The organism is Ensifer sp. NPDC090286, from assembly GCF_044769565.1.
In the GTDB taxonomy this organism is placed as follows: Bacteria; Pseudomonadota; Alphaproteobacteria; order Rhizobiales; family Rhizobiaceae; genus Ensifer.
Window position 1 is genome coordinate 16,893 of sequence record NZ_JBIVYF010000005.1, and the last position, 23,892, is coordinate 40,784.

The following is a 23,892-nucleotide window of genomic DNA, read 5'->3' on the forward strand; positions in this document are numbered from 1 at the left end:
CGAAAGCCGCCCCGACGAAGCCGGCGACCGCGCAACGGATATCGCTTCGACCGATAAAGGGCTGCTTGCTGCTTAGGCAGCGCGGTCTGCGTCACGGGCTTGCGTGGCCTTGGGATCCGCCGCGTAAACCAGGCCCGGCTTGACGATCCATTCGCCTGCGCGAAGGGCCAGCACGTCAAAGCCGCCGCCCGCCAGGCGCGGCGCGACGCCGACGAAGCGGTAGAGCAGGCCATCTCCGTCGCGCACCGCTTCCTGGATCGGGCAACCGCCCAGAGAGCCGATGACGGCGCCTTCGAAAGTGACATCCGCCAGCATGAAATATTCCGTTGGGAGGCGTCGGCTGGCTCTGCGGGAGAGTTTGAACCCGTTTGTGAATTTCATAATCTTGCTCGTCTGAGACGCTTTCGGATCCGGCAAGGCCGGTGCCGGCAAGCGTCTGCGTTGTTCTGCTCGCGTCCGGAGCCGGGCCGCGGCATGCCGCCAACGGAAAATCCGGCCAATCGCAGGAAAGGTGAAATGCTTTGGCGCCGATGTGTTGCGGCGCGGCACGTCTCAAGCCATTCAAAAGCGGCACCAGCATGGCAGCTTGCCTGGGGCAAAACGACCTATCGGCTCATTGCCTTCAACGGCTTCTATCGCGCGGATCGGCGTAGGATTTTCGCTTGGGAAGGCGGGGCGGAAAGATCAGGAAAACATAAGGGGAGGTGGGCTGCGCACGTGCTTGATTTGGCGGGACGCTAGCAAAGCATCGCGCTATGCGCTGGGTGTATCTCACCGCCAAACAACGGGCTAAGCGTCGGCTCGGAGAGCAGGAACCCCTGCACATGCGTTGCGCCGGCGCCTTGAGCGGCCTCGAATTGCGCGTAGGTTTCAACGCCTTCGAGCACGACGACGGGGGCGACGCAGGAAGCCAGGCCTACCATGTGCAGGAGGAACCGCTCAGCGTCCGGGCGTCCAAGCCGCAGGAAGAAACCGTCGATCTTCACGATATCGACCGGCAGGGACAAAAGTGCTTCCGGCGTCGAAAAACCCGTTCCGAAGTCATCGACGGCGACCCGATATCCAAGGTCACGCACGCTCCGAATGAAGCGTGCGGCTGTCGGGAGCGCCGAGATCGGCAGGCTTTCGGCGAGTTCGAGCACGAGGCGTGGCGCCAGCCACCGATGGGTCGACAGCAGATCCAGGAGCAGCGTCCGGTTGCGCTCGTCACAGATGCTCTCGACCGAGATGTTGCAGCCGAGGTCGCCGGTCGGATGATGCGCCAGCCAATCGAAGGCAAGCGTAAGCATGTGCCTGTCCAGCGCGGCGATGCGCCCGGCCGCCTCCAGATAGCGTACGAACTCGCTGGCGGTCATGACCTCGCCGTCCGGGCGGATGATCCTTCCCAGACACTCCGAATAGAGCACGGTACCGACGTCGGCGACGGCATTGACGTGTTGAAGGGAAAACCCGACGCGGCCTTCTTTTGCTGCGTGGTCGAAAATTTCCACAACACGATCAAGCATTTAAACTCCATTGGCTTGGACGCGGGTCCGGCTGCAACCGCCGGCTCACCAGGGATGGGCCGGCGGTTCACTCCTGGCTATTGGGCAATTTCCGGCTCCGGCTCGACGACAACCACGGTTGGCGGCGGCAGGGTTTCGCGGATTTCGTCAATCTTGCCGTTGGCGGGGCCAACACCAAGAATCCCCTTGGCTTCGTCGACCATATCGTCGCTTACTGCGCCGTCTCGGGTGAAGCTTGCCAAAGCCTCGCGCAGGGCTTCATCGCTCAGCGCCGGATCCGTGGGGATGGCGTCGATGCCGTTTTCGGCCTCGAAATGCGCATAGGCGACCGCATAGGCGGAAATGGCAGCCATCTTCGGGTCATTCGAATTGAGATAGGCATGGTAGTTGCGGTTGAGCGAACGGAAGCCGGGCGTCGCTCCCGGCGTCACCGGTTCGACCACCGGGTCCGATACGATTTCGACCGACTTGGCGGCTTTTTCAGCCTTTGCCGATTTGTCCGTCTTGGCCGCCTTGGATTTGCTGCCGGACGTCTCGGATTTGTGGTGCGACTTTTCAGTCGACCGCTCGCTTTTCGTTCCCTTGCTTGCGCGTGAATTGTCGGATTTGCCGTGACTGGAACTGCTACCACTGCTACCGCCGCCACTGCTACCGCCGCCACCACCATTGCCGCCACCGTTACCTCCACCGCCGCCATTGCCGCCTTTGGCGTAGGCTGAATCGATCAGGGCCAGGGGAGCGGCAGCCATCGGGGCGACGGCCAGCGTCAGCGCCACGATGCTGCGGACGATCAGTTTCGCAGGCATGATAATCTCCATGTTTCCAATCCGTTGTTCTCCGTCCCTTTTTCGGACTCAGCGAACAACCCTGCAAGCGACGATATCCGCGCCCTGGAGAAGCTGCCATCGGCCCCAGACCATTGCCTCCGTGCCTAGGACTTAGGTCCTATTCCGCGGCATCAAAGGTCCGAAGGCAGCGAGGGGAGCCGGCGTTGTCATTGACCCTGCCGTGAGAGTGGTTAGGTTGGCGCGGCCTTGCTACAATCGGCGCGCCGCGCGAGCCGGCGGCCCGATCCGAGAGACCTGGTGCACGTCCAACACCTTATCACCCGCTGGAATTCTCAATCTCTAGCCACGCAGTTTCTGCTGATCGGCGGCGCGGTCGCCGCTTGCGCGATGGTTCTGGTCGGCGCCTTCGTTTCGAATAGGATCGAAGACGCTGTCACCCGGAATTCCGCTGCAACGACGGCGCTTTACGTCGACAGCGTGATCGCGCCATTGCTGCCCGACATGCAGACGAACGAGGTGCTCGACGAAACGGTCGCCCGTGCGCTGGACGAGACGCTTGGCCAGGGCGCGCTCGGTGAACGCCTCCTCTCGTTCCGTCTGTGGCGTGCGGATGGCACGCTTCTCTATTCGAGCGACCAGGCGGGCGTCGGCACCAAGGTGGAGCCAAGCGAGGAACTTCAGACGGCATTTTCGGGAAAGATGGTTGCCCGCTTTGACCAGGCGGGGGATGGGATGACGGACGAGACGGCGGCGGTGCCGGCGCTGGCCATCTACAATCCCGTGCTGCAGCCCTGGTCCGGCCAGGTGGTCGCCGTCTCGGAATTTCACGAAGTCGCCAATGATTTCGAGCAGAGCCTGAATCAGGCCCGCGCTCACACATGGTTGGCGGTCGCAGCCTTCACCCTTGCCTTCTTCGTCGTGCTATCGGCGATCGTGCTTCGCGGCAGCAAGACGATCGAGAGCCAGCGGCATGCGCTCGCCCAGCGCGTTGACGAGCTTTCGGCATCGCTGGCACAGAACGAAACGTTGCGCGGCCGGCTGCAGCGCGCGTCGCAGCGCGCCACTGCCTTGAACGAAAGCTACCTGAGGCGCATCGGCGCGGATCTGCACGATGGCCCCGCCCAGCTCGTCGCCTATGCTTCGCTGAGACTGGGCAGCGAGACCCTGAAGCGCGACGCGACGCCGGCGGCCACCCGTGCGCGCGAAATCGGCGCGATCAAGGCGAGCCTCGACGAGGCGATGCAGGAAATCCGCACGATCTGCGGCGGCCTGGTTCTACCGCAGATCGAGACGGCCGGGCTGGCAGAGATTCTGCAGCGATGCGTGAAGGCCCATCAGCAACGCACCGGGTCGGCGGTCGAACTCATCCTTGCCGATCCGCCGGACCGTCTGTCGCAGGCGGCAAAGATCTGCATCTACCGTTTCGTGCAGGAAACCCTCAACAACGGCTATCGGCACGCCGGCGGCGTGACGCAGCAGGTGTCGCAACGGACGGTCGGCGACCGTGTCACCATCGAGGTCGCCGATGGCGGGCCTGGATTTGACCCCGACAAAGTTCCGCCCACAAGTCTTGGTCTTGCCGGTCTGCGCGAGCGGATCGAAAGTCTCGGCGGAACGTTCGAGCTCATCGTCGAGCCGACCGGCACCACCGTTCGCATGACGACCAGCGTCAAGGAGATCTGACAATCATGACGTCAAGGATACGCGTTGCCGTGGTCGACGACCACCCTCTGTTTCGTGAAGGCGTGACCCGGAGCCTGTCGGAGATCGAGGGGTTTGAGATCGTCGCCGAGGGCAGTTCGAAGGACGACGCGACCGAAATTGCGCAAAGCTTTGGACCGGACGTGATGCTCATGGATATCTCGATGCCCGGTGGCGGGCTGGACGCCATACCGGCGATCCTGGAGGTCGCTCCGGCGCAGAAGATCATCATGCTCACAGTTTCCGAGGACGGAGACGACGTGACCACGGCGCTCGATCGCGGCGCGACCGGCTATGTGCTGAAGGGCGTCGGCGCATCGGCACTCGCCGAGGTCATCCGCACGGTCGCCTCGGGCGAGCGCTATGTGGCGCCGACCCTGTCGGCCAAGCTTTTGTCGACGAAAGCGCCGGCTCAGCCTGGAAAATCCGGCCTGGTTGCAGGCCTGACGCCGCGCGAAAAAGAGGTCCTGCACCTGGTGGCGGCCGGCATGAGCAACAAGCATGTCGCCATCGAGCTGGACCTGCAGGAAAAGACCGTGAAGCATCACATGACGCAGATCATGACGAAGCTGGGGGTCGCCAACCGCACCGAAGCGGCGATGGTTCTGCGCGACGCGCGCGAGCTTTAGCTACCGGGACCGACGGAAACCGCCGCCGCACCGGCGCGGATCACAGACATGCTAGTGCGCGAAGGTCTGCATGCGCTGCTTGTCGGCTGATGTCGCGCGCCGGTTGATGATCGTCCGTCCGCGGGCATCCTTCATGATGTAGCGCCCCTTCCTGACCTGCTCGGTTATGCCGCCCTTGTGGCGGATACCGGCTTCGCCGTCGCCCTCGTCGTCGGCGTCTTCACCGGCGCGGGAGGCTTTGGAGTTCCCACCGGAACGGTTTTCGTTGGAATTCCCGTTTCCATTGCCGTTGCCACCGCCATTGCCGTTATTGCCGCCGCCGTTCCCGTTCCCACCGCCATTGCCGCCACCGTTGCCACCATTCCCGCCACCATTATTGCCGTTCTTGGCAAGGGCGGCCGTCTCGGTGATCGAGAGCCCCGCGCGGGTCATATCGAGCTTGTAGGGAAGGGTCGTCACCAACAGGACCGCGGGCCAGACGAATGCAGCAAGAAAAATCCGGCAATTGGGCATTTCAGTCCTCTGGCACTAGGCACGACGCATAGTTGGGCAAATTCCGGCGGATACCGGCATTCTCGACTTTGCTCACGGCCGGCATGGCCAGTCAACGCGCGTCCGCGCCGTTTACGCTTTCCCAGACCTTTCCCCGGCGACGGCTGGACAATCGTCGGATTCCCTTAGGACCAAAGTCGGGCTCCTTGCGGCGTCGCGTGGCGGTCGCGGCCGGACGTTTCCTACCGTGCGGCGGTCTGGGGCGTGAGCCAGGTCGTCAGGCGGGACCCGCGATCGAAATTGTCATGCACACCGTTGCATCGTTTCATTTGGCCATATTCTCGACACCGAGATCGTTGACGTCTCCGGCAGGCTGGGACCACCCGGCGCTCATCGAGCGCCCGCTCCTGCGTCTCTTAGGAGGCCCGGGGGCGGGCGTTTTGCGCCTATTGAAAGATCAACCATTGTCACACGACAAATCGACCGGGCACGTCAAGAAACGCATCGTGCTGCATTTTCCCGGCTTCGAGCCGCTGGATGCCGGCAAGCATCAGGCCCGCTACAAGCGATCGGCGGTCAAGACCGCGAGACTCCAGGATTTCGATGTGCAGGTCGGGCAGGTGCAGAGCGAGGGACCTGGCCGCTATTTCGACGTGGACAGCCAGGGTGCGGACTGGCAGACGGCCAGCCGCGTCTACATCTTCGATCACGACGAAATCGTCAGACGCCTGAACGGCCGCGGCACATTGCATAGAATGGGCGCGGGCTACCTGAGCGCCCTGCGCGTCGTCTGGGAAGGCGGCGCGTTCGGCTACTTCCGGCATGCCTGGCGGTTCGGCCTGTTCTTTCTCTTTCCGTTCCTGCTGGTGGCAATCGGCGTGGCGGGAAGCGTGTTGATCGGCACCGCGCCCTATTGGCTTGCGCTTGAATCGTCGCTTCTGGTTCTAAGCGCGATCGTCGCCTACCTCGCCTTTTTCAAGCTGTTTCTCCCCTGGTCGGAGCGGTGGCACACCCTGCATCTCTTTTCCGACTGGGAGCTGGCGGTTGCTGTCGCTCGTCTGGAAAAACCCTATTTCAAGCAATGGGTTGAAGACAATCTGGCATCCGTCAGAGCGGCGCTCAGCGAGCCGGCCGACGAGTATGTCATCAGCTCCCACAGCATGGGCTCCAGCATCGCCACCCAAGTGATCGGCACGCTGGTGGAGCGGGAGCCGGACCTCTTTGCCGGAAAACGGGTCGTCTTCGTCACGCTCGGCGGCGCGATCCTGCAATGCGCTCTGCTGCGCTCGGCCGAAGTGCTGCGCGCGCGTGTCGGCGCCATCGCCCGGGTGAAGGATATCTTCTGGTTCGACGTCCAGTGCCTGACGGACGCGATCAATTTCTACAGGTGCCAGGTGGTGGCGCTTGCCGGACACGACGATGCTCCGCAGCCGCCCATCGTCTTCATCCGGCTGAAGCACATGCTGTCGCCGGAGCGCTATGGCCGGATCAAGCGCGACTTCCTGCGTGTGCATCGCCAATACGTGCTGGATGCCGACGTTCGCGCGCCCTTCGATTTTACGATGATGACCGCCGGGCCGTTGCAGGCGGCATCCTTCGCCACCGCTTCCTGATAGCGGCGAACCTGCGTCGGCCCCGGAAATGCAAGACAGCCCGGCTTTGGCCGGGCTGATCTCTTGTGACAAGTGAAGGCGCCGGTCTCACGGCTTTCGCAGGGACAATCCGCTTTCCCGATCGAAGAGATGCAGCCTATTCGGTTCGAACACGAACGAGACGGCCTCTCCGGGCTTCGGGCAGGCGCTGGCCTTGACCAGCGCACCGATCTCCTTGTCGGCGAAGAGGAACGTCACCAGCGCGTCATTGCCGTGAAATTCGACGAGATCGGCGGTGCCGAAGAGAAGGCCTGGCCCCGTCATTGCCGGTTGCAGGTCGGCAGGGCGAATGCCAAGCACCAGCTTCTGCAGATGGCGAAGCGCGAATTCGTCGCCCGAAACCGGGAAGTTGCCGCCGGCGCTGCGCAGCAGCCATCCGCCTTCAGTCTTCTCGGCTGTAACATCGATGAAGTTCATGTTGGGCGTGCCGATGAAACCGGCGACGAAGAGGGTGCGTGGCCGCTCGTAGATTTCGGCAGGTGTCCCTACCTGCTCGATCGCGCCACCTTTCATCAGCACGATCCGGTCGGCAAGCGTCATCGCCTCCAGTTGATCGTGCGTCACATAGATCGTCGTGGTCTTCAGCTTCTGGTGCAGCCGGGCGATCTCGACACGCATGTGGTTGCGAAGCTTGGCATCGAGATTGGAAAGTGGTTCGTCGAAAAGGAAGACGCGTGGCGTCTTGATCATCGCGCGGGCGATGGCGACGCGCTGCTGCTGCCCGCCCGACAGTTCGGTCGGCTTGCGCGCCAGATAGGGATCAAGCCCGAGCGTTGCTGCCACCGCGCGAATGCGGCTGTCGATCTCCACCTTCGGCACCTTCATGCGCTTCAGCCCGAAGGCGATGTTGTCGTAGATCGTCATGTGCGGATAGAGCGCATAGTTCTGGAACACCATGGCGACGCCGCGGTCGCGCGGCGGCAGGTCGTTGACCGTGCGTCCGCCGATCGACACGGTGCCGCCGGAAATGTCCTCGAGGCCGGCGATCATGCGCAAAAGCGTGGACTTGCCGCAGCCGGAGGGTCCGAGAAACACGATGAACTCGTGATCATCGACATCGAGATTGGAACCCTTGATGACGTCGACGGCACCGTATTGCTTGTCGACGTTGGAGCAGACGATGTTCGCCATGGCTCAATCCTTTCCGCTGTCGATGAGGATCTGCAATTTGATGTCGGTCGGTCGAGCGGAAGCCGCCCGCTCAAACGCCTTGATGCTGTCCTCGAACCGGAAAGTCTCGGTGATTAGTGGCTTGAGATCGACCTTGCCCGAGGCGATCAGTTGCAGGGCGCGGTCGAAGATGTTGGCGTAGCGGAACACCGTCTCGATGCGGACCTCCTTCGAGATCGCGCCCGGCACGTCGAACTGAACGGCCTCGACCGGCAGCCCGACCAGCACGATGGCCCCACCGGGGCGAACCAGATCGAAGATGCCCGCAAAAGCCTTGGCGCTGCCACTCGCCTCGAAGACGACATCGGCGCCCCAGCCGCCGGTTTCAGTGGCAATCACTTCGGCAAAGGAGCGTTCGGCGATGTTGACCGGGGTGATGCCTGGATATTGCGCGGCGATCGCCAGCTTCTCGGCGCTGAAATCGGAAATGAAGACGCGGCTGCAGCCACCGGCAAGGGCTGCGAGCGCCGCCATGATGCCGATCGGGCCACAACCGATGACGGCGGCGACATCGCCCGGCGCAATGCGGGCGCGCGCGGCTGCCTGCATGCCGATCGCGAAGGGTTCCACCATGGCGCCCTCGGCAAAGGAGACGTTGTCCGGAAGCTTGTAGGTGAAGGCGGCCGGGTGGATGGCGAAAGGCGCGAGCACGCCGTGTACGGGCGGCGTTGCCCAGAAACGCACCTTGGGATCGACATTGTAGATGCCGAGCTTGGAGGCGCGGGACGAGAGATCCGGGACGCCCGGTTCCATGCAGACGCGGTCGCCGACTGCAAGCGTCTCAACGTTGCTTCCGGTGGCGACGACGGTGCCGGCGGCCTCATGCCCGAGCACCATCGGCTTGCGCACCACATAGGGGCCGATTGCGCCATGGGTGTAGTAGTGAACGTCGCTGCCGCAGACGCCGACCGTGTGAATGGCGATCTTGACGTCATCAGGGCCAAGTTCCAGCGGGAGATCGATTTCCCTGAGCGCGAGCTTGCCTTTTTGCTCGAGGACCAACGCTTGCATGAAGGATTTCCTTGTTTTCAGTGTCTTGGTTTCGCGGTCTTGGGGTTCATTGCGTCTTGCGCTTGAAGGCACTGTTGAGCATGCCGCTCAGGACCCCGATGAAGAGCAGTGGCGGAATGGAGAGCAGCACGACGGAGGCGTTGAGAATGCCCCAGGGCACGTCGCGGCCGAGCTGGGTCAGCTCCGAGGCGACGATCGGCAGTGTCTTTGCATCCGATGTCGTCAGCATCAGCGCGATCAGGAATTCGTTCCACACGAGCACGAAGGCAAAGGCGACGGCGCCGATTAGGGAGCGAAGCGCGATCGGCAGTGCGATCAGAAAGAAGATCGCATAGGGGCCGTAGCCATCGACACGAGCCGCTTCCTCGACTTCCTTCGGTACCCGGGCAAAGGCCGGGACGCTCAGCCAGATGATGGTTGCCAGCGTCAGCAGCGAATAGGTGACGATCATCGACAGGCGGGTGTCGTAAAGCCCGAAATCGAGCCAGATCACCATCAGCGGGATGGCGATCGCTACCGGCGGCAGGAACCGCAGCGACAGCACGAAGAACTGAATGTCGCGGGACCAGCGGTTGGGATAGCGCGCAATGGCATAGGCAGCGGGCAGGCCGAGAACTGCGCCGATCAGCACCGCGGCACCTGAAATCAGCAGCGAATTGACGAGACCGGCAAAGACGCTTTCGCGACCGAGCACATAGGCAAAGTTGTCGAGGGTCGGCTCGAAGATGAAGAGCGGCGTCGGCGTAACGATGTCGACCCGGTTCTTGAAGGCATTGAGAGCTGTCCAGAACATCGGGAAGACGGCGGAGAACGCGGCAAGGCCAAGGATCAGCCGGCCAATGAGGCGGCCAAGGGTGTGGGCGGTCATCACTGAACCCTCTTCCAGATGAAGGTGAAGGCGATCGAGGTGGCGATCATCATCAGAACGGCCATGCTGGAGGCGTAGGAAATCCGGCCGGACTCGATGAAGCCTTGCGAAAACGCATACATGTCGAGCGTTTCGGTCGCGATGCCGGGGCCGCCGCGGGTCATGACGTAGATGAGGTCGAAGGCACGCAGCGACTCGATCATCTTGACGAAGGCGAGCGAGATCAGCGGCGCCTTCAGCATCGGCAGCGCGATGAAGGCATAGATTTCCCACGTGCGGGCATGGTCCAGCTTTGCTGCCTCGAAGGGCTGCGGCGGCAGCGTTTCCAGGAGCTTCAGTACGATGACGGCGAAGAACAGGCCCCATTGCCAGACGTCCACCAGAGCAACGGTCGCAAGGGCCGTTGCAGGATTGGAAAGCAGGTCGAGCGGCTGGCCGGTGATCGCCTTGTAAGGGTAGGTTGCGATGCCATAGAGCGGATGGAAGGCGAACTTCCAGACGAAGGCGGCCGAAACCCGCGGCAGGATCACCGGCACCAAAAACAGGAGCGCCAGGAGGTTGCGGGTGCGCGGCGACACGCATTCGAAGAGCAGAATGCCGAGGCCGACGGCGATCAGAAGCGTCATGCCGACGGTGACCGCTTCCCAGGTCAAGGAAACGCCGATCGCGTTGATGAAACGCCGGTCCGAGAACAGGTCGAGGTAGTTGGCAAAACCAATGAGACTGCCGTCGGGGCGGCTCAGCTCCCGATTCTGGAAGGAGATGTAGATCGCATAGGCCGTCGGCACCAGGGCCAGAACTGCGAGGATCCCCATGGCCGGGGTAAGGAACACCGCCGGCAGGCTGTTTTTCTGTTTCATGTCATGCGTCCTGCGGCTTGTCGCGCCGATGGTGCGGCGGTCCACCGGCGCGGCGGTTCAGCCTTGCCGATGGACCCTCGGGAGGAACGGCGTTACTGGCTGCGCGCCACCAGGTCCTTGGCAAAGCCGTCGAGTTCGTCGAGGCCTTCCTTGATGTCGCTGCGCGTGCCGGTGATCAGCTCTTCGAGTATGATTCCCCAGCGGTCGCCGAGATCGGGCCATTGAGGGCTCTGCCAGAAGTTGACGGCGGTGACCTTGCCGGTATCGGCCAGCGCCTGGCCGAGATCGGGGCCGTAGAGTTCGGCGAATTTCGGGCTGGTCATGATGCTGGTGCGGTTGAGTTCGCTGAACTGATTGGCCTCAAGCCGCCGTGCCTCGTTTTCCTTCGAGGTTGCCCAGGCCACGAAGAGACCGGCGCAAGCCTTCGAGGCTTCGTCCTTGTTGGCTTTCATGCCGATCGCCAGGCCATGACCATAGCCACCGCCGGTCAGCGGTGCCGGCGGCGGCAGGTAGCCGACCTTGCCGGCGACCTTTGACGACTTCGGGTCGATCGCCATGCCGACGAGCGGGGTGGATTCGATCAGCATCGCCACCTGGCCGGAGGTGAAGGCGCCGACCGCCTCGTCCCAGCCACCGGTCTGGCTGCCCGGCGCGGAATATTTGAACAGTTCGAGATAGGTTTCGGTCGCCTTGACCGCCTGTTCGCCGTCAAAGACCGGTGTCTTGCCGTCGAACCAGTTGCCGCCGAACCCCTTGAAGAAGGGCATCCAGCGCCAGACGTTGGCGCCCGAGCCGCGCTGGCCGCGCAGCGCCGTGCCGTAGATGCCCTGGTCGGGCTTGTTGAGCGCCTTCACGGCCGCGATGTATTCGTCGAGCGTCTTTGGCGGTGCGATGCCCGCCGCTTCCAGCAGGTCCTTGCGGTAGACCATCAGGTCGCCGCCGCCGGTGATCGGCGCAAACCAGACCTTGCCGTCATAGGTCGCGACCTTCTGCCGGCCGGGGTCGAAATCGGCGTAGTCGTAGTCCTTGGGATAGTAGTCCATCAGCGGTGCGACCCAGCCGGCAGACGCAAAGAGTGCGACGTTGGCCTCGTCGATGTAGTAGACGTTGTACTTGCCGATCGTTGAGGCGTCCGCCTTGGTCTTGGCGCGCCGGTCGTTTTCGTTGAGATAATCGATTTCGAAGGATGCTCCGCCGGAAACCTTCTCGAATTCGGACTTGTAGTCCTCAAGCAGCGTCAGGCCGTCGCGCGGCTGGGCCAGCACCTTGATCGTGCCGGAGCATTCGGCAGCGACGGCGACCGTCGTCAGGCCGGTGGAAAAAAGGCATGCGAAGGCGATGCTCGAAACGAGCGTCTTGGCTTTTGTCATTGTGAAAAGACCTCCCCAGGTCTGCGATGCGCGCCGGATACTCCTCAGATCCAGTGCGCTTTCCTCATAGCGAACCGTTTCGCTGGGGTCGATGATAGGCCTTGTGGCTTGGCGAACTAGCGCGCGCGATGCGGCGATTCTATACTTTGATGCGTCATTGTGCCTGTGTCGGCCTATTTGCAGCGCAGCAAATGCAAGGATTCATCGTTGTAGTCTGAAAAGCCGTATCTAGGAGCGGGAGGTTCGGCGCTGTCCCGTCAGGCGCCGATAGGCCGACGGCGTCATCTTGTGCTGGCGCAGGAACGTTCGATTGAAATTGGAGATGTTGAGATAACCGACCTCGAAGCAGATGTCGGTGACCGGCATGTCGGTCTCTGCCAAGAGCTTGCACGCCTGCCAGATCCTGAGCTTGTTGACGTGGTCGGTGAAGGTGTTGCCGGTGTTCTTCTTGAAGAAGCGGGAAAACGCCGTCTCGCTCATGCCCGCACGCTCTGCAAGGTCGACAAGGTGGATGTCAGTGGCGATGTTTTCGTAGATGTAGGCAAGCGCGCCGCGCAGCACGTCGAGCGACTGCTGGTCGAGTTCCGGCGCGAACTCCGGCGAGGACAGCAGCTCGTACTCGTCGGTGTTCACGAGCAGGTCCAGGAGCTGGATGAAGAGCGAGAAGCGCGAGAGCCCTTTCAGGCCGCCCATGCGCTCGACCAGATCGGCGCCCCTGGCGCGGGCGTCGCCATGAAACACCAGGCCAAGTTCGGCGCGGGCGAAAAAGGCTTCGAGTTCGGAAAACTCGGGCAGGGCGTCGGTGATTTCGCGCATCCGGTCCGGATGGAACTGGATGACGATATCGCGACCTTCGATGATCTCATCGGGTTCGGTGACGGTCACCCAGTCGTGCGGCAGGTTGCTGCCGATGACCGTCAGATAACCGGGACCGAATTGCCCGATATGATCGCCGACGAACGCGAGGCCCGAGGCGTTGCGGATGAGATGGATCTCGATCTCCGGATGAAAGTTCCAGACGTTGCGCTCCCACGGATAGTTGTCGAGACGCCAGAGGAACGTCTCGTTGACGCCGGTGACGATGTGCTCGAAGGTCGGCGGGTTGGTCGCAAGCGAAGCTGGCTTTGCCGGACCGCGTTTCGAGCCTCGCGCCGTACTCATCGCCTTGATCTCGTTCGCCCGGTCTCGATCGGTCGTCTCCCTTGGAGAGAGGGGCGGCTGCCGGATGTAGCTGAGCCGCCCACTTTCTGGAACTGCCTCAGGCGCGCTCCGCCCAGATCTTGGCCAGTTCGACCAGCGTTTTGACGCTGCGCTCCATGTCCTGGTGGCTGACCCATTCGAGCGGCGAGTGGAAGGCGTGGCCGCCGGCAAAGAGGTTGGCCGAAGGCAGGCCCATGAAGGACAGACGCGAACCGTCGGTGCCGCCGCGGATACTGCCGCGCACCGGCTGCATTCCGGCGCGGCGGATCGCCTCGATCGCATTCTCGACGATCTCGGGATGGCGGTCGAGGATCGCCTTCATGTTGCGATACTGCTCTTTGACCTCGAAGCTGTAGGAGGAGCCGGGATAGGCCTTCATCACATCCTTGACGATGCCTTCGAGCATGGCTTCTTTCGTGGCCAGGCCCGCCTCGTCGAAGTCGCGCACGATGAGGCCGAGCTGCGCCTTGTCCATTGAGCCGCTGACGCCGGTCGGGTGCACGAAGCCGTCGCGGCACTCGGTGCCCTCCGGAGACACGTCGCGCGGTAGTCGGCTAATGATGTCGCCGGCAATTTTGATCGCGTTCTCCATCTTGTCCTTGGCAAAGCCCGGATGGATGGCGACGCCATGAATGACGATCTCGACGCCATCGGCGGAGAAGGTCTCGTCCTCGATATGTCCGGCTGTTTCGCCATCGACCGTATAGCAAAATTCGGCACCGAGCTTCTTCAGGTCGACCTTGTCGACACCGCGGCCGATTTCTTCGTCCGTGGTGAAGAGCAGCTTGATCGTGCCGTGCTTGATGTCGGGATTGTCGACGAGCACTTGCGCGGCGGTGACGATCTCGGCAAGGCCGGCCTTGTCGTCGGCGCCGAGCAGCGTCGTGCCGTCCGTCGTGACGATATCGTTGCCGATCTGGTCGTTGAGAACCGGGTGGTCGGCGACGCGGATCACCTGCTGCGGATCGCCCTTGAGCCTGATATCGCCGCCCTGATAGTTGCGGACGATCTGCGGCTTGACGTTGGTGCCGGTGAAATCGGGCGCCGTGTCCATGTGCGAGCACCAGCAGATGACCGGCACCGGCTTGTCCACGTTCGAAGGAATGGTGGCGTAGACATAACCGTTTTCGTCGAGATGGGCGTCGGCAAGGCCGATTGCCAGCAATTCCTCGACGAGCACACGGCCGAGGTTCTTCTGCTTTTCCGTCGAAGGCTGCGTCTTCGACCGGGCGTCGGACTGGGTGTCGATGACGACATAACGGAGGAAGCGGTCGAGAACGGTATCGGTCATGAGCGGGATCCAATGCTGGTGAGCGTGCAACCGCTATACTCCCGCGTCACGATTCCGCAAACCACAATCAGATTCGCTAAGTCGCGGCCGGAACTGTCCGGATGGCCCGTTGGCGGCACGACTCAACGGTTTTCGCGTGTGTGCCAGATGCGCAGAATGTAGATCGTTGTCCCGTCAATTTCATAGCGCATCTCGTAATGACCAACGAGCAGGCGACGAACTTCGCGGGGCGCATATTCTTCCAGACGCTCGCCGAGACGAGGCTGCTCGATCAGATGGTTCGGCGTGGTAACCAGGGATTGGACTGTGCGCGCCGCGGCCCTTCTGTTGACGGGTACCAGAAACTCGAAAAGGCGCGTGAGATCGGACAGCGCCTTTTTCGTCCATTTCAGCTCCATCATTGCGGAACGGAAAGCGGGGTGTCGCTGTCGAGGCTATCAGCCCAGGCTTGAACTGACTGGTGATCGATGACGTCTCCAGCATCCACCTCGGCGAGGGCCTCAAGTGTCAAACGGCGCCGTTCTTCTTCTTGATCTACCCAGGCCGCAAGTGCCTGCTTGATGATCCAGCCGCGCGGCCTCTCTAGGCGAGCTGCCAGTTGGTCTACCTTCTCCGCAAGCGGCAACGGCACATGCGCGGTGAGCACTTTCGTTTCCATATGCGTCTCCTTAATCAAGCATAATCATACCGATTAAATCTGATTAAGTCGACCGTTGAGCCATCGAGACACGAAACGGCGCCGTATAGCGCCCCGCTCAGTAGGCGTCGCTTTTCCGCGCAGCCTCTGCTTGGTTGGCTTTGAACTCCGAGGCCAGCTTCGACGTTGCGCCGACCAGTAGGCCGACATCGTTGCCGACCGCCACGAAGGTCGCTCCGAGTTCGAGGTAGCGGCGGGCGAGTGCCTGGTCCGAGGTTAGAATGCCTGCGGCTTTTCCATGCGACTGGATGGCGAGCAGCGCCGCTTCGACCGCTTCTTGCACTTCGGGCGCACCGGGTCTGCCGAGAAAGCCCATATCGGCTGCCAGGTCGGCAGGGCCGATGAACACGCCGTCGACGCCTTCGGTGGTCGTGATCTCGTCGAGCGCGGCAAGGCCGGCGCGGCTTTCGATCTGCACCAGCAGGCAGACTTCGTCATTGGCGGTCTGCAGATAGTCAGGAATGCGATTGAAGGCCGATGCCCGCGCAAGCGCGGCACCGACGCCGCGCACGCCATGGGGCGGGTAGCGCACGGCGCGCACCAGGGCGCGGGCCTGTTCGGCGCTTTCAACCATCGGCACCAGCAGCGTCTGCGCGCCGATATCGAGGATCTGCTTGATCATCCAGGTCTCGCCGATCGGCGGGCGGACGATGGCGTGGCTCGACGACGCGGCTAGCGCCTGGAACTGCGCCGCCAGTAGCGGTACGTCGTTCGGGGCATGCTCGGCGTCGAGCAGCAGCCAGTCGAAGCCGGCGCCGCCGCAGATCTCGGCCGTATAGGGATTGGCAAGCGCCAGCCATAGCCCGATCTGCGGGCGCTTCTCGGCCAGGGCCTGTTTGAACGGGTTGCGCGGAGCGGGCATGGTCGGTCCTATTCGAAGAAGCAGCTGACGGTCCCGGAAGGTCCGAAGTCGGCGACGATGGTGTCGCCGTGACGAGCCTCGACCGGGCGGATGAAGGAACCGGCAAGCACGATCTGGCCGGCGTCGATGCGGTCGCCGTAAAGCGACAGGCGATTGGCGAGCCAGGCGATGCCACGGGCTGGGTGGTTGAGCACGCCGGCGCCAAGCCCGGTCTCCTCCACCTCGGCATTGCGCGAGACGATCGCGCCCATCCAGCGCATGTCGATCGCATCGGGCCGCATCTGCCGGCCACCGAGAACAATGCCGGCATTGGCGGCGTTGTCCGAAATGGTATCGACGATGGTGCGCGCCTTCTTCGTTTCGGGATCGACGCGCAGGATGCGTGTGTCGAGGATTTCGAGTGCCGGCGTCACATAGTCGGTGGCGTTCAAGACGTCGAAGACGGTGACGTTGGGGCCGACAAGCGACGCCTTCATCACGAAGGCGATCTCGGCTTCGATGCGCGGCTGGATGAAGCGATCGCCCGGAATGCGCGCGCCATCCTCGAACAGCATGTCGTCGAAGAGCACGCCGGAATCGGGAATGTCGATGTTCAGCGCATATTGCATCGCCTTGGAGGTGAGACCGATCTTCCAGCCGATCACCCGGCGTCCGGCGGCGATCTTCTGCTTCACCCAGGCGGCCTGCACCGCATAGGCGTCGTCCATGGTCATCTCGGGGTGTTTCAGCGACAGCAGACCGGTCTGGATGCGCTCGCGTTCGGCGGCGTCGAGGGCGCCAGCTGCGGCCTCGATCTGGGATTTGTCGAGCATCGATCAGGCCTCGTCGGCAATGGGGTTGATGAGCGTGCCGATACCTTCGGCCTCGACCTCGACGATGTCGCCGGGCTTCAGCCAGATCGGCGGATCGAAGCGGGCGCCAGCGCCGGTAGGTGTGCCGGTGACGATAACGTCGCCGGGAACCAGCGTCGTAAACGTCGAGACGTAGCTGATGATCTTGCGGAAGGAGAAGATCATCCGGCTGGTGCGATCCTGTTGGCGGACCTCGCCGTTCACCCGCGTTTCGAACTTGATATCGGCAAGCTGTGCCTCGTCGGTGAAGGGCACCAGCCAGGGGCCGATCGATCCCGTGCGGTCGAAATTCTTGCCCTGGGTGACATTGAACTTGGCATGGCGAACCCAGTCGCGGATCGTGCCTTCGTTGCAAAGCGACAGTGCCGCGATATGGTCGAGCGCGCTCGCCTCGGATATGCGGCGGCCGCCCTTGCCGATGACGATGACGATCTCGCCCTCATAGTCGAGCTGCGGGCTCTCCGGCGGACGGATCAGCGGCTGGTTGTGACCGGTGAAGGAGCGCGGAAAGCGGATGAACAGCGATGGATTGGAGGGCGCCGCCTGGCCATCCTTGTATTCCTCGTTGCGGTCGGGAAAGTTGACGCCGACGCAGATGATCTTTTCCGGTGCCGGCACCGGGATTTCGTAGCGGATGTCACCGAGCGAGAGGTCGGGTGCAAGGCCCGCCGCCTCGTCGGCAAGCCGGGTAAGGGCGCCGGCTTCGATCAATTCGCGCAGCGTCGGAAAGGTCGATCCGTATCGCCTTGAGAGGTCGATCAGGCCGTCGCCGGAAACGAGGCCGTAGCCGCGCCTGTCTCCGACCGAAAAGCTAACGAAACGGGGAGGGGTCATCGGGAAGCCTTGGTTTTTGCGTGTTGGGCGTCGAGCGCAGCGGCGACTTCGACGATCACGTCGAACGCCGTCTCAGCATCCTCTTCCGTCATGTCGAACTGGCCGGCCTGGAAACGGATCGCGACGCGCCCATCGACGCGGGTCTGGGTCAGGTAGATGCGACCGTCATCATTGATCGCATTGACGAGAGCGATGGTGTGGGCGTCCGCATCCCCTTCGCTCCGATGGCGAAACGAGAACAGCGACAGCATGGGTTCCGTGACGATCTCGAAATCCTCGTGCGCGCCAAGCCGCGCCGCCAGCCGCTCCGACCAGCGTACATGGTTGCGGATCATCGCCTGCAGGCCATCGAGGCCATGGAAGCGCAACAGGAACCAGAGTTTCAGTGCGCGGAAGCGCCGGCCGAGCGGGATCGTCCATTCGGAATAGTTGACGATGCCGTCGCGGCCGTGCGTCTTCAGATACTCGGGCTGGATCGCCAGCGTCTTGACCAGATCGTCCGGGCTGCGGATGAAATGCGCCGAGCAGTCGAACTGGGCGCCGAGCCATTTGTGCGGATTGAAGACGACGGAGTCCGCCGCTTCAACGCCGGACCAGAGCGTGCGGAATTCCTCGCAGATCATCGCGGCCCCGGCCCAGGCGGCATCGACATGGACATAGAGCCCATGGGCATGCGCGACCCTTATCACTTCGGCAATGTCGTCGCAGGCGCCGGTGCTGGTGCCGCCGGTGCAGGCGATCACGCCCGCCGGCACGAAGCCGGCGGCCTTGTCCCTCAGGATCGCCGCTTCGAGTGCCTCCGTATCCATCGCGCGGCGCGGTCCCTTCGCCGGGATACGCACGAGGTTTTCCTCACCGATGCCCGAAACCCAGATCGCCCGGTCGATCGAGGTGTGAACCTGATCGGACGAATAGATCCTGAGCTGCGGCTGGCCCGCGAGCCCCTTCCTGTTGCCCTGCCAGTCGAGCGCCCTTTCGCGCATGACCAGCACGGCGGACAGCGTTGCCGAGGAGGCCGAATCCTGGATCACGCCGGAAAAGCCCTCCGGCAGGCCGATCGCCTGGCGCAGCCAGTCGATGACCTTGGTTTCGAGCTCGGTCGCAGCCGGCGAGGTCTGCCAGAGCATGCATTGCGCCGCCATGGCGGTGACCAGATATTCCGCAACGACCGAGACCGGTGCCGCGTTCGCCGGGAAATACGCGAAGAAACGCGGATGCTGCCAATGGGTCATGCCCGGCAGGATGATCTTTTCGAAATCCTCGAAGATCGCCTGCATGTCCTCGCCGGTGCGCGGCGGCTGCGCCGGTATCTGGGCGGCGATGGCGCCCGGTGCCGTTTGGGCACGCACCGGCCGGTCGCGCAGCGACGCCCGATAATCGGCGCCCCATTGCGCGGCCTTTCCCGACCACTCGCTGAAACTTTTCTGATCCATGTGCGTCCTCCCGTCTGCTCTCTGGCTCTACCCGACCCTTATCTCCAAACCGTCAAGGCGCGACGATCGGCTGGGCTTTCAGGATCGAGTCGCGGATCTCGGCGCCGGCGAAGGCACTGCCTTCCTCGAACCAGGATTTTGGCGCCGGCGCGCCCCAGAGCGTCTGGCGCTGAGGGTCCTTCAGATCCCACTTGATTGGCTCGAGATCCGGGTCGACGGTCTGGTAATCCGAGCAATAGATCTCGATGCGATGACCGTCCGGATCGCGCACATAGAGGAAGAAGGCGTTGGAGATGCCGTGCCGGCCGGGGCCGCGCTCGATGTTGGCAAGCCAGCCGGAGGTCGACATGAGGTCAAGCAAGTCGATGATATTGAGCGGCGTCGGCACCCAGAAGGCGGTGTGGTGAAGGCGCGGCCCGCGACCGTTGGTAAAGGCGATGTCGTGCACGCCGCCCTTGCGGTGGGTCCAGGCCGCCCAGAGGCGTCCCGTCTCCTCGTCGGCGGTGTACTCGGTCACGCGGAAACCGATCTCGTTGTAGAAGGCGACCGCTTCGTCGACATTGGGCGAGAAGCAGTTGAAGTGGTCGATGCGCAGCGGCTTCACGCCGCGATAGAGCGCGTATTTCTGGTGGATCGGCGGCAGGCGGTCCATCTTAGAATAGAATTCGAGCGGGATGCCTTGGGGATCACGGGTGCGGAAGGTGCGCGACTGGTAGGGACGCTCGATCCACTCGACCGGCAGGTCCTTGGCTTTAAAGAAATGCACGGCCTTTTCGAGGTCCTCGTCGCCAAAGACCTTGAAGCCGAGGTCGCGTGCTTCTGCCGATGCCGCCTTCTTGAGGATGATGCAGTGGTGGCCGCGCTCCTCCATAGCCCGCAGATAAATGGTGTCCGCCGTCTCGTCGGTGACCTGCAGGCCGAGCACGTCGACATAGAAGGCGCGAGACTTGGCGAGATCGGTGACGGTGAGCTCCACATGGCTCAGCCGCACGATGTTGAAGGGCGGGTGAAGGTTCGGTTTCGGCAACGGCATTGATGTCTCCTCCAGATGTGTAGCCAGCGCGCGCTCAGCCGCCCAGCTTGGCGATCGCATGCGCCGAGCTGGCAAAGGCGATGTTCTTGGTTTCCATGTAAAAGTCGAACGACCAGTCTCCGCCGTCGCGACCAATACCCGAACTCTTGACGCCGCCGAAGGGTGTCGGCAGGTGGCGAACGTTCTCCGAGTTCACCCAGATCATCCCGGCTTCGAGGTGATCGGTGAAGCGAAAGGCGCGGGTGACGTCCGAGGTCCAGAGATAGCCGGTCAGGCCATATTGCGTGTCGTTGGCGAGCGATAGTGCCTCTGCCTCGTCCTTGAAGGGGATCGCGGTCAACACTGGCCCGAAGATCTCTTCCTGGGCGATGCGCATGTCGTTGTTGGCGTCGGTAAAGAGCGTCGGGGTGACGTAGCAGCCGCCGCCCGGACCGGCGAACTTCTCGCCGCCCGCAGCAACGATCGCGCCCTCCTCGCGGCCGATGCGGATATAGTCGAGCACCTTCTTCTCGTGCACCGGATGGATGAGCGGGCCGACGACGGTTTCTGGGTCGAGCGGATGACCGACCTTGATGCGTTTCGCCTTTTCGGCGACCAGCGTCGTGAAGCGATCGTAGATGCTGTCTTCGACGAGGAGCCGCGAAGACGAGGTGCAGCGTTCGCCGTTCAGCGAATAGATCATGAAGACGGCTGCGTCGGCGGCGCGCTCCAGATCGGCATCGGCAAAGACGATGACCGGATTCTTGCCGCCGAGCTCGAAATGCACGCGCTTCAGCGTCTCGGCACCCTGCCGCATGATCATCGAGCCGGTGCGGCTTTCGCCGACGAAGCCGATCGCCTTGATATCCGGGTGTTCGGTGAGCGCGCGACCGGCGTCTTCGCCAAAACCGTTGACGAGGTTCCACACACCCTTCGGTAGGCCCGCGTCCTCGGCGATCTCCACCAGCAGCCGCGCCGTCAGCGGCGAGAATTCCGCCGGCTTGTGCACGACCGTGCAGCCGGCGGCGAGCGCCGGGGCGATCTTCCAGGTCGACAACATGAAGGGCGTGTTCCACGGGGTGATGATGCCGACCGGGCCGATCGGCACGCGCGTCGTCATGTTGATCTGGTTTCCGCCGCGCAGCACCTTACCGTCGCGTGCCTCCGGCGCCCGGTCGGCAAAGAAGCGGAAGTTTTCGGCACCGCGCAGCGCCGCCTTGGCCATGAACTTCAGCGACTGTCCGGTATCCATGCACTCGACGAAAGCGATCTCCTCGGCACGGGCGACGATCGCGTCGGCGATTTTGTGCAGAAGTTTCTTGCGTGTCTCGCCGGGCATCGCGGCCCATTCGGCGAAGGCCGCTTTCGCAGCCTTGGCGGCGCGGTCGATATCGGCTGCCTTGCCACGCGCGATCTTTGCCAGCGGCTTCAAATCGACAGGCGAAATGGTCTCGAAGGTCTCGCCGTCAAGCGCTGGCACCGCCTCGCCGTTGATGTGGTTGAGCACGCCTTCGCGTTTGAAGCGGGCAAGGTAGCGTTCCGCCTTGGCGAGATTTTCGTCGAGCTTGGACATGGTGTTCTCCGATGCTGGCGCAGACTTTCGCCGCGCACTGCTGTCTTTTTGAAGGAACGGTCGCGCTCAGCCTTTGGAGGCGCGCAGCCTGGGGTGAATGGCGTTTTTCTTCCAGCTCAGATCCGGGTCGATCTCACGGATTTCGAGGCTGAGAGCGAAATGCGGCGTAGCGAAGAGACCGGAAAGCTCGTCGCTGACGGCCTTGAAGATCGCCTCGCCTGTCGCCTTCTTCTCGGCCTCCGTGCGCCCGCGGCCGATGCGGAAGGACATGTCGATGAAGCCGTTCTCGGGCAGGAGGTCGGCGATCGCGTAGTCGAGGCTCCGGATCGTGCGCACCCTGACGGCGCCGAGCTCGAAAAGGCCGGTGCCGAGGATCGTCTTGTGAACGGTCCGGCAAAGCCGGGCAAAGTCGACCTTGGCGTCGAGATTGCCGGAATATTCGATTGTCAGGTGCGGCATCTTTCCTCCCGATGCGCCATGATTTAATTAACACGTTAATGAAATTGGCGACTGTGTCAAGTAACTCTCTTTCAGCACTTGTGGCTGACAATTGCGGAATGACGGAAAATGTCCGATAGAGCGCTTATGAGCCGTGAGAAAACCAAGACCGATCTCGGTCCCGACGCCCTTTTGCCGCACAATACGCGCCGATCGCTGCCGATCGCGCTGCTGCGAGCGCGCGAAGCGGTCATGGCGCATTTCCGCCCGATGCTCGCCCGTCACGATATCACCGAGCAGCAGTGGCGGGTGATCCGCATCCTCGCCGAGGCCGGCCGGGTCGATGCCTCCGAAATGGCCGACAAGGCTTTCATCCTGGCGCCCAGCCTGACGCGCATCATCCGCTCGCTCGAGGAGCGTGGCCTGATCACCAAGCACAAGGACGCCGATGACGGACGCCGCGTGCTTATCGAGATCGCGCCCGAGGGCATGCGGGTGATCGCCGATGTCAGCCCGGAAAGCCGCGCGATCTACGAGCAGCTCGAAGCGCGCTATGGCCACGAACGTGTCGAAGTTCTGCTCGACATGCTCGACGAGCTTGCCACCCTCAACGACTGAGGGCTTCGACAGCGCCCGGATCATCGGAGAGCCAGTTCTTCGGCAAGCGTCAGCGTCTCGTCGGCGTAGCGGCGGACGCGCTCGCGGGCGCCCGGCAATTCCGGTCGTGCGGCAAACCAGCCGATATAGGTGAGGCTGCGAAGCACGAGAAATAGCGGCAGGTGGGAGAGCGCTTCGTCCGGCAGGGCACGGCGGCTGCGATAGCCTGAGATCAGCGCGGATTGGATCGCCTCGTACGCCAGCTCGCGGCGGTTCTTCAACAGAGCGGTGGCGATGTCGAACAGGCGAAAACCATGGCCGGCATCATCGAAATCGATGAAGGTCACGGCGTTCTCGGCGACCAGAACGTTTTCCCGAACAAGATCCGCATGGATCAGCCCAAAGTCCTGAGCCGGCGTCGGCAGCATTGCCACGTGCCGGCGGAGATCATGGCGCAAGGCCGAAAGCCCGGCCGCCTGCGCCGAAGACAGGCTGTCGCAGTCCCAGAACCTTCCCCAAAGTGGTCGCTCGCCAAGCAGCCCGTCCGCGTCCCAGGCTGGACGCCAGAACTCCGCAGGCGGTGCCCAGCGGTCGGCAATGTCGTGCATTCGGGCCATCGATGCGCCGAGTGCGGCAAAGATAGTGCCGAGCCTTTCCGGCGGAAGGGCCAGCGCTTTGCCGCTTTCGCCCAATGGTTCGCCGACCATCCAGCCGATGACATCGGCGTACTGCGCGGCAAACGCTCCGTCTTCCGGTAGAGCGACAAGCAACCGCCCGTCCACTGCCGTGATCGGCTGCGGCACAGCAAGACCGCCATCGCCGAGCGCTGCCATCCATTGCAGTTCCGAGCGGAGCGCATCCTCGCCGTGATAGCCGGCACGGTGCAGCCGTAGCGCTGCCGGGCGACCATCGTCGAGTCGAACGCGAAACACCGCGTTTTCGCGGTATTTCAGAAGTTCCGGCCGTTGGTCGGCGACGCCCCAGTGCGTAAGCGCCTGGCAGGCGCGCCTGTCGAGCGCGGCGCGAAAGTGCGGAGGCAGGTCGGCGGCCATCGTCGG

25 protein-coding genes are annotated in these 23,892 nt (G+C 62.9%); 4 read left to right on the forward strand and 21 right to left on the reverse strand.

All coding sequences use genetic code 11. From position 1 onward, the window contains the following. Positions 1–72: 72 nt before the first annotated feature. From ACIQUG_RS24315 to ACIQUG_RS24325, 3 genes are all read right to left on the reverse strand, one after another. Complete coding sequence (locus tag ACIQUG_RS24315; RefSeq protein ID WP_402324666.1) at positions 73–315, reverse strand: hypothetical protein; 243 nt, start codon at positions 313–315, stop codon at positions 73–75. Between the two features lie 422 nt (positions 316–737). Then, entirely contained in the window at positions 738–1,505 is a 768-nt protein-coding gene (locus ACIQUG_RS24320; RefSeq protein ID WP_402324667.1) for an EAL domain-containing protein, read from the reverse strand. Positions 1,506–1,582: 77 nt separating this feature from the next. Continuing rightward, positions 1,583–2,311, reverse strand: coding sequence for a hypothetical protein (locus ACIQUG_RS24325; protein ID WP_402324668.1), 729 nt, complete (start codon positions 2,309–2,311; stop codon positions 1,583–1,585). 276 nt (positions 2,312–2,587) lie between these two features. On the opposite strand from ACIQUG_RS24325, the gene ACIQUG_RS24330 reads away from it, so the two are divergent. Together ACIQUG_RS24330 and ACIQUG_RS24335 are read left to right on the forward strand one after the other, a co-directional pair. Continuing rightward, a complete protein-coding gene (locus ACIQUG_RS24330) occupies positions 2,588–3,976 on the forward strand; it encodes a sensor histidine kinase (RefSeq protein WP_402325185.1) in 1,389 nt (462 codons plus the stop codon). A gap of 5 nt (positions 3,977–3,981) precedes the next feature. After that, the gene (locus tag ACIQUG_RS24335) at positions 3,982–4,623 is read left to right on the forward strand and encodes a response regulator (protein WP_402324669.1); all 642 of its coding nucleotides are present in this window, start codon (positions 3,982–3,984) and stop codon (positions 4,621–4,623) included. A 51-nt stretch (positions 4,624–4,674) separates the two neighbouring features. Here ACIQUG_RS24335 and ACIQUG_RS24340 read toward each other — a convergent pair whose 3' ends face one another. Next, positions 4,675–5,136 (reverse strand): hypothetical protein, encoded by a 462-nt coding sequence (locus tag ACIQUG_RS24340; RefSeq protein WP_402324670.1) that lies wholly within the window; start codon positions 5,134–5,136, stop codon positions 4,675–4,677. 68 nt (positions 5,137–5,204) lie between these two features. Here ACIQUG_RS24340 and ACIQUG_RS24345 point away from each other — a divergent pair, with 68 nt between their 5' ends. Next, a complete protein-coding gene (locus ACIQUG_RS24345) occupies positions 5,205–6,728 on the forward strand; it encodes a hypothetical protein (protein ID WP_402324672.1) in 1,524 nt (507 codons plus the stop codon). A gap of 87 nt (positions 6,729–6,815) precedes the next feature. Here the strand turns inward: ACIQUG_RS24345 and ACIQUG_RS24350 are convergent, their stop codons facing one another. The 16 genes from ACIQUG_RS24350 to ACIQUG_RS24425 all read right to left on the reverse strand — a co-directional run bounded on the left by ACIQUG_RS24350 (position 6,816) and on the right by ACIQUG_RS24425 (position 22,258). Next, positions 6,816–7,898, reverse strand: a complete 1,083-nt coding sequence (locus ACIQUG_RS24350) for an ABC transporter ATP-binding protein (RefSeq protein WP_402324674.1) — start codon at positions 7,896–7,898, stop codon at positions 6,816–6,818. 3 nt (positions 7,899–7,901) lie between these two features. Continuing rightward, positions 7,902–8,948: an NAD(P)-dependent alcohol dehydrogenase gene (locus ACIQUG_RS24355; protein WP_402324676.1), complete on the reverse strand. Its 1,047-nt coding sequence runs from the start codon at positions 8,946–8,948 to the stop codon at positions 7,902–7,904. A 46-nt stretch (positions 8,949–8,994) separates the two neighbouring features. Continuing rightward, positions 8,995–9,816 carry a carbohydrate ABC transporter permease gene (locus tag ACIQUG_RS24360; protein WP_402324677.1) on the reverse strand — a complete coding sequence of 274 codons (822 nt, stop codon included), beginning with the start codon at positions 9,814–9,816 and terminating at the stop codon, positions 8,995–8,997. Continuing rightward, entirely contained in the window at positions 9,816–10,676 is an 861-nt protein-coding gene (locus ACIQUG_RS24365; protein ID WP_402324679.1) for a carbohydrate ABC transporter permease, read from the reverse strand. The genes ACIQUG_RS24360 and ACIQUG_RS24365 overlap by 1 nt, the downstream gene beginning before the upstream one ends. A 92-nt stretch (positions 10,677–10,768) precedes the next feature. After that, the gene (locus ACIQUG_RS24370) at positions 10,769–12,046 is read right to left on the reverse strand and encodes an ABC transporter substrate-binding protein (RefSeq protein ID WP_402324680.1); all 1,278 of its coding nucleotides are present in this window, start codon (positions 12,044–12,046) and stop codon (positions 10,769–10,771) included. A gap of 228 nt (positions 12,047–12,274) precedes the next feature. Beyond that, a complete protein-coding gene (locus tag ACIQUG_RS24375) occupies positions 12,275–13,207 on the reverse strand; it encodes a helix-turn-helix domain-containing protein (protein ID WP_402324681.1) in 933 nt (310 codons plus the stop codon). A 97-nt stretch (positions 13,208–13,304) separates the two neighbouring features. Further along, positions 13,305–14,537: a peptidase T gene (gene pepT / locus ACIQUG_RS24380; protein ID WP_402324682.1), complete on the reverse strand. Its 1,233-nt coding sequence runs from the start codon at positions 14,535–14,537 to the stop codon at positions 13,305–13,307. 122 nt (positions 14,538–14,659) lie between these two features. Beyond that, entirely contained in the window at positions 14,660–14,935 is a 276-nt protein-coding gene (locus tag ACIQUG_RS24385; protein ID WP_402325187.1) for a type II toxin-antitoxin system RelE/ParE family toxin, read from the reverse strand. Then, positions 14,935–15,195, reverse strand: coding sequence for a CopG family ribbon-helix-helix protein (locus ACIQUG_RS24390; RefSeq protein WP_402324683.1), 261 nt, complete (start codon positions 15,193–15,195; stop codon positions 14,935–14,937). Before ACIQUG_RS24390 ends, ACIQUG_RS24385 begins: the two co-directional genes overlap by 1 nt. A 97-nt stretch (positions 15,196–15,292) precedes the next feature. Beyond that, entirely contained in the window at positions 15,293–16,096 is an 804-nt protein-coding gene (gene hpaI / locus ACIQUG_RS24395) for a 4-hydroxy-2-oxoheptanedioate aldolase (protein WP_402324684.1), read from the reverse strand. Between the two features lie 8 nt (positions 16,097–16,104). Further along, the gene (gene hpaH, locus ACIQUG_RS24400; protein WP_402324685.1) at positions 16,105–16,908 is read right to left on the reverse strand and encodes a 2-oxo-hept-4-ene-1,7-dioate hydratase; all 804 of its coding nucleotides are present in this window, start codon (positions 16,906–16,908) and stop codon (positions 16,105–16,107) included. 3 nt (positions 16,909–16,911) lie between these two features. Beyond that, complete coding sequence (locus ACIQUG_RS24405; RefSeq protein ID WP_402324687.1) at positions 16,912–17,781, reverse strand: fumarylacetoacetate hydrolase family protein; 870 nt, start codon at positions 17,779–17,781, stop codon at positions 16,912–16,914. Further along, on the reverse strand, positions 17,778–19,214 hold the full coding sequence (locus ACIQUG_RS24410; protein ID WP_402324688.1) for a pyridoxal phosphate-dependent decarboxylase family protein: 1,437 nt from the start codon (positions 19,212–19,214) through the stop codon (positions 17,778–17,780). Before ACIQUG_RS24410 ends, ACIQUG_RS24405 begins: the two co-directional genes overlap by 4 nt. A gap of 52 nt (positions 19,215–19,266) precedes the next feature. Further along, positions 19,267–20,247, reverse strand: a complete 981-nt coding sequence (gene hpaD / locus ACIQUG_RS24415) for a 3,4-dihydroxyphenylacetate 2,3-dioxygenase (RefSeq protein WP_402324689.1) — start codon at positions 20,245–20,247, stop codon at positions 19,267–19,269. A 34-nt stretch (positions 20,248–20,281) separates the two neighbouring features. Continuing rightward, entirely contained in the window at positions 20,282–21,799 is a 1,518-nt protein-coding gene (gene hpaE, locus ACIQUG_RS24420; protein WP_402324690.1) for a 5-carboxymethyl-2-hydroxymuconate semialdehyde dehydrogenase, read from the reverse strand. Positions 21,800–21,865: 66 nt separating this feature from the next. Beyond that, positions 21,866–22,258, reverse strand: a complete 393-nt coding sequence (locus ACIQUG_RS24425) for a 5-carboxymethyl-2-hydroxymuconate Delta-isomerase (RefSeq protein WP_402324691.1) — start codon at positions 22,256–22,258, stop codon at positions 21,866–21,868. 108 nt (positions 22,259–22,366) lie between these two features. Here ACIQUG_RS24425 and hpaR point away from each other — a divergent pair, with 108 nt between their 5' ends. Further along, entirely contained in the window at positions 22,367–22,855 is a 489-nt protein-coding gene (gene hpaR / locus ACIQUG_RS24430; RefSeq protein ID WP_402324692.1) for a homoprotocatechuate degradation operon regulator HpaR, read from the forward strand. A gap of 20 nt (positions 22,856–22,875) precedes the next feature. On the opposite strand, the gene ACIQUG_RS24435 is transcribed toward hpaR, so the two are convergent. Then, positions 22,876–23,886, reverse strand: coding sequence for a phosphotransferase (locus ACIQUG_RS24435; protein WP_402324693.1), 1,011 nt, complete (start codon positions 23,884–23,886; stop codon positions 22,876–22,878). Positions 23,887–23,892 lie beyond the last annotated feature (6 nt).